At 51.9% G+C, this 237-nt stretch carries 1 protein-coding gene; it reads right to left on the bottom strand.

Features of this window, described 5'->3' with window-relative positions; all coding sequences use genetic code 11:
- A partial coding sequence (locus SB679_RS26220) for a hypothetical protein (RefSeq protein ID WP_410705344.1) occupies positions 1–237 on the bottom strand: 237 nt, incomplete at both ends.

Raw genomic sequence — 237 nt, 5'->3', positions numbered from 1 at the left:
ATGTTGTAGCCTTTGGCTGCTTCTCTATCAACAATTTTAATTCCCGGCATGGCACCCCCACCGTTTAGTGTTTTCGGTGGCAATCCGAACGGGCCAGTTTGCAAGGCGCTCCACAGCGCATCTTGCATGGCTGGAACGATCGCGTTTTGCATATCCGCTAACGGCTTTCCTGCAAGCCCTTTCCAGTCAATTGCAGCAAGCTTTTCCTTTACAGTGAGGGCGTACGTTTTCGCGACC

The organism is Chryseobacterium sp. SIMBA_029, from assembly GCF_046535275.1.
In the GTDB taxonomy this organism is placed as follows: Bacteria; Bacteroidota; Bacteroidia; order Flavobacteriales; family Weeksellaceae; genus Chryseobacterium.
The sequence above is the reverse complement of the archived record's forward strand: the minus strand, read 5'-3'. Positions and strand labels throughout refer to the sequence as shown.